The organism is Streptomyces netropsis, assembly GCF_014203545.1.
Lineage (GTDB): Bacteria > Actinomycetota > Actinomycetes > Streptomycetales > Streptomycetaceae > Streptomyces > Streptomyces netropsis.
In genome coordinates this window covers 169,303-177,630 of the sequence record NZ_JACHJG010000017.1, presented here as the reverse complement: position 1 = coordinate 177,630, position 8,328 = coordinate 169,303, and the positions used below count along the sequence as shown (strand labels likewise).

The window sequence follows — 8,328 nt, the reverse complement described above, 5'->3', positions numbered from 1 at the left end:
AAGGAACGGACGCTTCCTTTGTACTCACCCTCTCGGGCTTTCCTCCGGGCGCTTCCCTTCGGTATTTCGTGTTTCCAACCTTACCAGATCCGTTTCCGGCCCTGGCCCCCTGCTGGAGCGGGGTCCCACCGTCTCGCTTTCGCTTTCCGGCGGTTCCGACTCTATCAGATCCTTTTCCGTGCCGTTCCCGGCTCGAATTCGTTTCCGATTCCCCGTCGGCGGGGATTTGTTTCGCGCCTTTCGGCGTGATCACTACTTTACCGGATTCCCCCGGCGGTTCCTAATCGGAACCCGGTCCCGAATTCCGGCATGCCGAAATCGATCCCGTTCAAGGGCCGTGCAGTAGAGATTGCCGCCAGTGAGGCGTGAAGTGCCGCCGCACCGTCCTCGCGGACGCCGTGGCAACTCGGAGAACTCTACACGAGCCCCGAGGGTGCTCCGGCCCGGGTGGGCCTAGCTCTTGCGCTTCTTCTTCCGGGCCGCCGGGTTGCCCGTTCGGGTCGTACGGCGACGCTCGTACCGAGTGCGCGCCTCCTCGTACTCCTCGCGGCGGAGCCCCTCGCCGGGCGCCTCGCGCAGGGCGCGGAAGAAGTAGGCGAGCAGCGACCCGATGAAGCCGATCATCAGGATGCTTCGCATCGACTTCTCGGCCGCCGGGTCGGCCGCCGGGTCCGGGCGGCGCTGGAAGCCCTCGTAGGTCCGTCGGAAGGCGAGGGCGCTGCACACGGCGAAGGCGACGACCACCAGCATGTTGACCACGTTGCCGACCTCGGCGACGGCCAGGCCCTCGTATCCGAAGCGCAGGACGAACGCGCCGGCCGCCGCTGCGACGAGCGCGCCCACGGCGACACCCGCCCTGCGCAGTGCGTAGCCGCCGTCGTGGTCGACCCAGGTCGTCCCGAAGAACCGGATCGGCTCCGGCTGCGGACCCGCTGCCTCGTGTTCATCGCTCATATGTCGATTATCGCCGTCGGCCGGGAACGCGGACCTGGAGGATCGGAGCGCAGGCGTCAGCCCGAGCAGCGGACGGCCACGAACTCGCTGCTGCCCGTCTTCACGTACGCGTCCGATACGTACTGCCCCGGCGCGATGCTGTCCCAGATGTCCGTGGTGCCGCACGGGCCGGAGACCGTCTCGCCGCGGGTCTGGCAGCGGATCGGCACGCTGGAGCCCTGCGGGAGGACCTTGATGAGCTGGCTGGCCGAGCTCGGGCCGCGGCGGACGTTGACCTGGTAGCCAGGGGCGACCTGGTAGTAGGCCACGGCCGCGGCGGCCTGGACCGAGAGCTCCGCGCTCTCGTCGTTGCCGCTGGTGTCGGTGAATTCCTCGGTGGCCATCCGGCCCTCCCCCGTGCAAGCGTCGAAAGTCGTCGGAAAACTGGGTCCGTCTGTCTGTCATGCGCAGGCTAGCAAGACCGTTCGGCATGGCTTCCGGGTCTGTGAGGTGCCATCGACTAGGCTCCGGCACGCCGCCTGACGCGGCCGAAATACAACGGGGGTGGGGGAATGCCGCCGCTGCGCATGTCCGGGACGGGCCCGGAAGCGGAGGAGCCGGAGTATGCCGGCCGGTACCGGTTGGAAGGGCGTCTCGGCTCCGGTGGCATGGGTGTGGTGCACCTGGCGCGCTCTGCGTCGGGGCTGCCTCTCGCGGTCAAGGTGGTGCACGCCGAGTACGCGGTGGATCCCGAGTTCAGAGCGCGGTTCCGGCAGGAGGTCGCGGCCGCCCGCCTGGTGAGCGGAGCGTTCACGGCGCCGGTCGTGGACGCGGACCCGGACGACGAGCGGCCTTGGATGGCCACCCTCTGCATTCCCGGCCCCACCCTTGCCGAGCGGGTCAAGCGGAACGGTCCGCTGAGTCCCGACGAGGTGCGGCGGCTGGCGGCGGGGCTCGCGGAGGCGCTGCGCGACATCCACCGTGCGGGCGTCGTGCACCGCGACCTGAAGCCCAGCAATGTGCTGCTCGCCGAGGACGGGCCGAAGGTGATCGACTTCGGTATCTCCCGGCCGTACGACAGCGAATTGCGCACCGAGACCGGGAAGCTGATCGGGACCCCGCCGTTCATGGCGCCCGAGCAGTTCCAGCGGCCGCGGGAGGTCGGGCCCGCGGCGGATGTGTTCGCGCTGGCGTCGCTGCTGGTCCACGCGGCGACGGGGCGGGGTCCGTTCGAGTCGGAGAGCCCGTACATCGTCGCGTATCAAGTGGTGCACAACGAGCCGGAGCTGGCCGGGGTGCCCGAGGATCTCGTTCCGCTGATCCTCGCGTGCCTGGCGAAGGATCCCGCCGACCGGCCGACGCCCGACGCGATCATGGCCAGGCTGATGCACGCTTCCCCTGTATCCCCTGTATCCCCTGTATCCCCCGCTGCTCCCACTCCCCCCGCTCCCTTCGCGCCGCGGGTCCCCGAACAGCGGAACAGCGCCCCCGTCCCGGTTGCAGAGCCCGCCGGGTCCACCGAGCCCGCCGAGGCTTCCGAAGCGTCCCTCCCCCGCAAGGCCCGTCTCCGGCGGCGGAACCGGTGGATCGCTGCTGCCGCCGTGGCGGTCGTGACGCTGGCGGCCGCCGGCGGGTACTGGGCACTGCACGAGGTGGGCGGGCTGCACCGGCCGTCGGGATCCCACCCCACGCCGATGGGTGCCGCCTGGCAGCCGTGGGAGACGTCCGTGCGGGCGGACGCGGCGGGGGACGGCGAGGTGCGGGCCGGGTTCTGTACGTACGGCAAGTCGGCCCTGTACTGCTCGGCGCGCGGGGTGTCGGCGGCCCGGATCCGGCCCGGCGACGGCGAGGTGGCCTGGCGGCGTGAGGTGGCGGGCGGGTCGGCGCGGCCCGGTGACGGCGCGCCGAGCGCGCCCGTCGTCTCCGGCGGGCTGGTGCACGTGCTGGCGCCGGACGGGCGGCGGCTGTCGGCGCTCGACCCGGTGTCGGGCGAGCCGCGCTGGACGCGGGACGTGTCGGCGTTCCGGGGCCGGGTGTACCACGCGGGCGACACCGTACTGCTGGTCGCGGCGGACGGAGTGGTCACCGCCGTCGACGGGGCCACGAACAAGGAGCGGTGGCACCACGGGCTGCCCGGTCACTCCAATCCCGTCTTCTCCTCGTACGGGACCGGGCCCGCCTATGCCGTCACCCCGTCGCCCGACGGGCGCCGCACGCGGATCGTCGCGCTCGACCCGGTGCGCGGCACGACGCTGTGGCAGCGGACGGCCGAGGGCAATCTGACGGCCGTGGGGGCCGGCCCGGGCGGCGTCCTCCATCTCAGCGCCGCCGACGCGGATACGCGGGTTTCCGCCGTCGTCACCTATGACCCCGCCGCCCGGCGCGAGCACCGGGTGCCGTTCGGTGCGCCGGTGGCCGCGACGAGCGTCGTCGCGCACGGCGGTTCGGTCTATGTGCTGTCCTCGGACGGCGGGCTCACCGCCTTCACCACCACGGCGGGATCGAAACCCTCGGCCCGACTCTGGCGGCTGGACACCTCCGTCGCCAACGCGTCGGCGCTCGTCGCCGACGACGACCGGCTGTACTTCTCGGCGGCCGACGGGCGGCTGCTGGCCGTGGACACCGTGCGCGGCACGCTCCTCGGGCAGACGTCACCCCGCCTGGCCAGGGCCGGGCGGGGTTATCTGGAGCTGCTCCCGGCGCCGGTCGCGGCGGACGGGAAGGTGTTCGGCGCGGCGCCGGACGGGACGGTGTTCGCGGTGGACGCGGGGTCACCGTCCCGGTGGCGGTAGCCGGACGCGGCACCCCGCGTTCCCTTACCCCGGGCTTCGCTCCGGACCCCGGTCCTCGGACGCCGGTCCGGTCGGTGCCCGGCAGGGGCTGAGCATCGGCCCCTGCCGGGACGGAGAGCTCCGCGGGGAGACGTCAGCCCAGTCGGGAGACGTCCCGCACGGCACCCTTGTCCGCGCTGGTGGCCATGGCCGCGTACGCCCGCAGCGCCGCCGAGACCTGGCGCTCGCGGTTCTTCGGGGCGTACCTGCCGCCGAGCGCCTCGCGGCGGGCCGTCAGCTCCTCCTCGTCGACGAGGAGTTCGATCGAGCGGGCCGGGATGTCGATGCGGATCCGGTCGCCGTCCGCGACCAGGGCGATCGTGCCGCCGGAGGCCGCCTCGGGCGAGGCGTGGCCGATGGACAGGCCCGAGGTGCCGCCGGAGAAGCGGCCGTCGGTGATCAGGGCGCAGGCCTTGCCGAGGCCGCGGCCCTTGAGGAAGGACGTGGGGTAGAGCATCTCCTGCATGCCGGGGCCGCCCTTGGGGCCCTCGTAGCGGATGACGACGACGTCGCCCTCCTTGATCTCCTTGCGGAGGATCTTGTCGACGGCGTCCTCCTGGGACTCGCAGACGACGGCCGGGCCCTCGAACGTCCAGATCGACTCGTCGACGCCGGCCGTCTTCACGACACAGCCGTCGACGGCCAGGTTGCCCTTGAGGACGGCGAGTCCGCCGTCCTTGGAGTAGGCGTGCGCCGCGTCGCGGATACAGCCGCCGGCGGCGTCGGTGTCCAGGGAATCCCAGCGCTCGGACTGCGAGAAGGCGGTGGCGGAGCGGACGCAGCCGGGCGCGGCGTGCCACATCTCGACGGCCTCGGCCGAGGGCGAGCCGCCGCGCACGTCCCAGGTGCCGAGCCAGTCCTTGATGCCGGGCGAGTGGACGGTGTGCACGTCCTCGTTCAGCAGTCCGGCGCGGTAGAGCTCGCCGAGGATCGCGGGGATGCCGCCGGCGCGGTGCACGTCCTCCATGTAGTACGTGCCGCCGGGGGCGACGTTGGGCGCGACCTTGGCGAGGCAGGGCACCCGGCGGGAGACCGCGTCGATGTCCTTGAGGTCGTAGTCGAGCCCGGCCTCCTGGGCGGCGGCGAGCAGGTGCAGGATCGTGTTGGTCGAGCCGCCCATGGCGATGTCGAGGGCCATGGCGTTGTCGAAGGCGGCGCGGGTGGCGATGTTGCGCGGCAGGACCGACGCGTCGTCCTGCTCGTAGTAGCGCTTGGTGATCTCGACGACCGTGCGGGCGGCGTTCTCGTACAGCGCCTTGCGGGCGGTGTGGGTGGCGAGGACGGAGCCGTTGCCCGGGAGGGAGAGGCCCATGGCCTCGGTCAGGCAGTTCATGGAGTTGGCCGTGAACATGCCGGAACAGGAGCCGCAGGTCGGGCAGGCGTTCTCCTCGATGCGCAGGACGTCCTCGTCGGAGACGTTCTCGTCGACCGCGTCCACGATGGCGTTGATCAGGTCGAGCTTGCGGACCGTGCCGTCGACGAGCGTGGCCTGGCCGGCCTCCATCGGGCCGCCGGAGACGAAGACGACGGGGATGTTGAGGCGCAGGGCCGCCATCAGCATGCCGGGCGTGATCTTGTCGCAGTTGGAGATGCAGATCAGCGCGTCGGCGCAGTGCGCCTCGACCATGTATTCGACGGAGTCGGCGATCAGATCACGGGAGGGCAGGCTGTAGAGCATGCCGGCGTGGCCCATCGCGATGCCGTCGTCGACCGCGATCGTGTTGAACTCGCGGGGCACCGCGCCCGCCGCCAGGATCGCGTCGGAGACGATCCGGCCGACCGGGGCGAGGTGGGTGTGGCCGGGGACGAACTCGGTGAAGGAGTTGGCGACCGCGATGATCGGCTTGCCGATGTCCTCGCTCGCTACGCCCGACGCCCGCATGAGGGCTCGGGCACCCGCCATGTTGCGGCCGTGGGTGACGGTGCGGGACCTCAGCTCGGGCATCCTGCTCCACTCCTCGAAGTGCGTCGGCGCGCGGTGTGTCGGCGCCGGGTCGGCGTCTTCCGAGCCTACGCCCGTGATCCAAGATCCGGACAGGATTCCGCGATTTGAGACGCGGGGCTCAGTCCTCGGGCGGCTCCGGGCCGGTGACCGCGCCCGGCCGCCGGGCGGATCCGGTGCGGACGGCCGCCCTCAGCCCTCGGTCAGATGGCGCTGGACGACCGGGGCGACCATGGCGATGACCTGCTCGATGTCCGCCGAGGCCAGGGGCTCGACCTTGATCACATGGCGGAGCAGGGCGATGCCCACGAGCTGGGCCGCGGCGAGCTCCGAGCGCAGCCGCGGGGCCGGGACGTCCAGCTCGCCCGCGACACGGGCCATCAGCCGGACGGTGACGAGGTCGCGGAAGACGGCGGCGGCGGTCTCGTTGGCGACCGCGGACCGGACGATCGCGAGGAGCGGCTCACGGGTGACCGGGGCCTCCCACACGCCGAGGATGTAGCGGGTGAGGCGCTCCCCGACCGTTTCCAGGCCGCCGCTCGTGACGGTCTCCTGGGCCTGGAGGGCGGAGGCGAAGTCCACCTCGACGGCGGCGCCGAAGATCTTCTCCTTCGGGCCGAAGTAGTGGTGGACGAGCGCCGGGTCGACGCCCGCGCCCTTGGCGATGCCCCGGATGGAGGCCTTGTCGTAGCCGTGCTCGGCGAATTCGGCACGGGCCGCGGTGAGGATCCGCTCGCGGGCACCGGGGCCGTCGCCCGCGTCCGTGCGGGCGGGTCTGCCGCGCTTCCTCGGGGCGCCCTCCCGCGCGTCGCTCACGGGCGGGGCACGCGGGTCGGGGAGGCGAGGTGCAGGCGGGTGAAGGCCAGGGCCTCGGCGAGGTCGGCCTCGCGCTCCGCGCTGGACATCGCGCGGCGGGTGTTGACCTCGATCACCACGTGCCCGTCGAAGCCGCTGACCGCGAGCCGTTCCAGCAGTTCGGCGCAGGGCTGCTTGCCGCGGCCGGGCACCAGGTGCTCGTCCTTGGCGGAGCCGTTGCCGTCGGCGAGGTGGACGTGGGCGAGCCGGTCGCCCATCCGGTCCACCATCTGGAGGGCGTCCGTGCGGGCGGTCGACGTGTGCGAGAGGTCGACGGTGAAGTGGCGGTAGTCGTCCTTGGTGACGTCCCAGTCGGGCGCGTAGGCGAGCATCTCGCGGTCGCGGTAGCGCCAGGGGTACATGTTCTCGACGGCGAAGCGGACGTCGGTCTCGTCCGCCATCCGCCAGATCCCGCGCACGAAGTCGCGGGAGTACGAGCGCTGCCAGCGGAACGGCGGGTGGACGACCACGGTGGTGGCGCCCAGCTTCTCGGCCGCCGCCCGGGCGCGCTGGAGCTTGACCCACGGGTCCGTCGACCAGACGCGCTGGGTGATCAGCAGACAGGGCGCGTGGACGGCCAGGATCGGGACCTGGTGGTAGTCGGAGAGGCGGCGCAGCGCCTCGATGTCCTGGCTGACCGGGTCCGTCCAGACCATGACCTCGACACCGTCGTACCCGACGCGGGCGGCGATCTCGAAGGCCGTCGCCGTCGACTCGGGATAGACCGAGGCCGTGGACAGCGCGACCTTCGCATCCGGGATGCGCACCACTGGCTCTGTCACGGGGAACAGCGTACGACCGCCTCTCACGCGACGGGCAGGTGGTCCAGCCGCCGGAGGATCACTCCTTCGCGCAACGCCCACGGACAGACCACCAGCTCTTCCACCCCGAAGAGGTCCATCGCCGCCTCGGCGACGAGCGCGCCCGCCACCAGCTGGGGCGCCCGGCCCTCCGACACGCCGGGCAGCGCGGCGCGCTGTTCGACGGTCATCGCGGCGAGCTTGGGCACCCACTGCTCCAGGGCGCGGCGGCTCAGCGTGCGCTTGACGTAGAGGCCCTCGGTGGAGCGGGCGGCGCCGGCGATGCGGGCGAGCTGTCGGAAGGTCTTCGAGGTGGCGACGACGTGGTCCGGGGCGCCGCGGCGGGAGAAGTCGCCGACGATGCGGGCGATCTGGGCCCGTACGTGGCGGCGCAGCGCGCGGACGTCGGTGGGGTCCGGCGGGTCGCCCGGGAGCCAGCCGGCCGTCAGCCGCCCGGCGCCCAGCGGCAGCGAGGCGGCAGCGTCGGGCTCCTCGTCCAGGCCCAGCGCGATCTCCAGGGAGCCGCCGCCGATGTCGAGGACGAGGAGCTTGCCCGAGGACCAGCCGAACCAGCGGCGGGCGGCGAGGAAGGTCAGCCGCGCCTCCTCGTCGCCGGTCATGACGGGCAGCGTGATGCCGGTCTCCTTCCGGACGCGCGCGAGGACGGCGTCGGCGTTGGCCGCCTCGCGGACCGCGGAAGTAGCGAAGGGCAGGACCTCCTCGACGCCCTTGTCCTCGGCGGCCTGCAGGGCGTCCTGGATCACGGCGATCAGGCGGTCTATCCCGGCATCGCTGATCGCGCCGTGGTCGTCGAGGAGTTCGGCGAGCCGCAGCTCGGTCTTATGCGAGTGCGCGGGCAGGGGGCGGGCGCCCGGATGCGCGTCCACCACCAGCAGGTGGACCGTATTCGAACCCACGTCGAGGACACCGAGTCTCATGGCGTGAACGCTACTGCCCGCTCCCGGGG

At 72.2% G+C, this 8,328-nt stretch carries 7 protein-coding genes; 1 reads left to right on the top strand and 6 read right to left on the bottom strand.

The features are described from left to right. Window positions 1-453: 453 nt before the first annotated feature. Entirely contained in the window at window positions 454-954 is a 501-nt protein-coding gene (locus FHS38_RS31180; RefSeq protein WP_184739310.1) for a hypothetical protein, read from the bottom strand. A 56-nt stretch (window positions 955-1,010) separates the two neighbouring features. Next, window positions 1,011-1,337: an SH3 domain-containing protein gene (locus FHS38_RS31175; RefSeq protein ID WP_184739308.1), complete on the bottom strand. Its 327-nt coding sequence runs from the start codon at window positions 1,335-1,337 to the stop codon at window positions 1,011-1,013. Between the two features lie 168 nt (window positions 1,338-1,505). Between FHS38_RS31175 and FHS38_RS31170 the strand changes: the two genes are divergently transcribed. Beyond that, entirely contained in the window at window positions 1,506-3,725 is a 2,220-nt protein-coding gene (locus tag FHS38_RS31170) for a serine/threonine-protein kinase (protein WP_184739306.1), read from the top strand. Window positions 3,726-3,858: 133 nt separating this feature from the next. Here FHS38_RS31170 and ilvD read toward each other — a convergent pair whose 3' ends face one another. The 4 genes from ilvD to FHS38_RS31150 all read right to left on the bottom strand — a co-directional run bounded on the left by ilvD (window position 3,859) and on the right by FHS38_RS31150 (window position 8,299). Then, a complete protein-coding gene (gene ilvD / locus FHS38_RS31165; RefSeq protein ID WP_184739304.1) occupies window positions 3,859-5,709 on the bottom strand; it encodes a dihydroxy-acid dehydratase in 1,851 nt (616 codons plus the stop codon). Window positions 5,710-5,898: 189 nt separating this feature from the next. Next, window positions 5,899-6,522, bottom strand: a complete 624-nt coding sequence (locus FHS38_RS31160) for a TetR/AcrR family transcriptional regulator (protein ID WP_184739302.1) — start codon at window positions 6,520-6,522, stop codon at window positions 5,899-5,901. Continuing rightward, window positions 6,519-7,343 carry a sugar phosphate isomerase/epimerase family protein gene (locus FHS38_RS31155; RefSeq protein WP_184739300.1) on the bottom strand — a complete coding sequence of 275 codons (825 nt, stop codon included), beginning with the start codon at window positions 7,341-7,343 and terminating at the stop codon, window positions 6,519-6,521. The genes FHS38_RS31160 and FHS38_RS31155 overlap by 4 nt, the downstream gene beginning before the upstream one ends. A 23-nt stretch (window positions 7,344-7,366) precedes the next feature. Continuing rightward, entirely contained in the window at window positions 7,367-8,299 is a 933-nt protein-coding gene (locus tag FHS38_RS31150) for a Ppx/GppA family phosphatase (protein WP_184739298.1), read from the bottom strand. Between the last annotated feature and the right edge of the window lie 29 nt (window positions 8,300-8,328).

Coding starts and splice junctions, on each gene's coding strand:
- FHS38_RS31180 (WP_184739310.1), bottom strand. CDS start 954: ATGAGCGATGAACACGAGGCAGCGGGTCCGCAGCCGGAGCCGATCCGG.
- FHS38_RS31175 (WP_184739308.1), bottom strand. CDS start 1,337: ATGGCCACCGAGGAATTCACCGACACCAGCGGCAACGACGAGAGCGCG.
- FHS38_RS31170 (WP_184739306.1), top strand. CDS start 1,506: ATGCCGCCGCTGCGCATGTCCGGGACGGGCCCGGAAGCGGAGGAGCCG.
- ilvD (WP_184739304.1), bottom strand. CDS start 5,709: ATGCCCGAGCTGAGGTCCCGCACCGTCACCCACGGCCGCAACATGGCG.
- FHS38_RS31150 (WP_184739298.1), bottom strand. CDS start 8,299: ATGAGACTCGGTGTCCTCGACGTGGGTTCGAATACGGTCCACCTGCTG.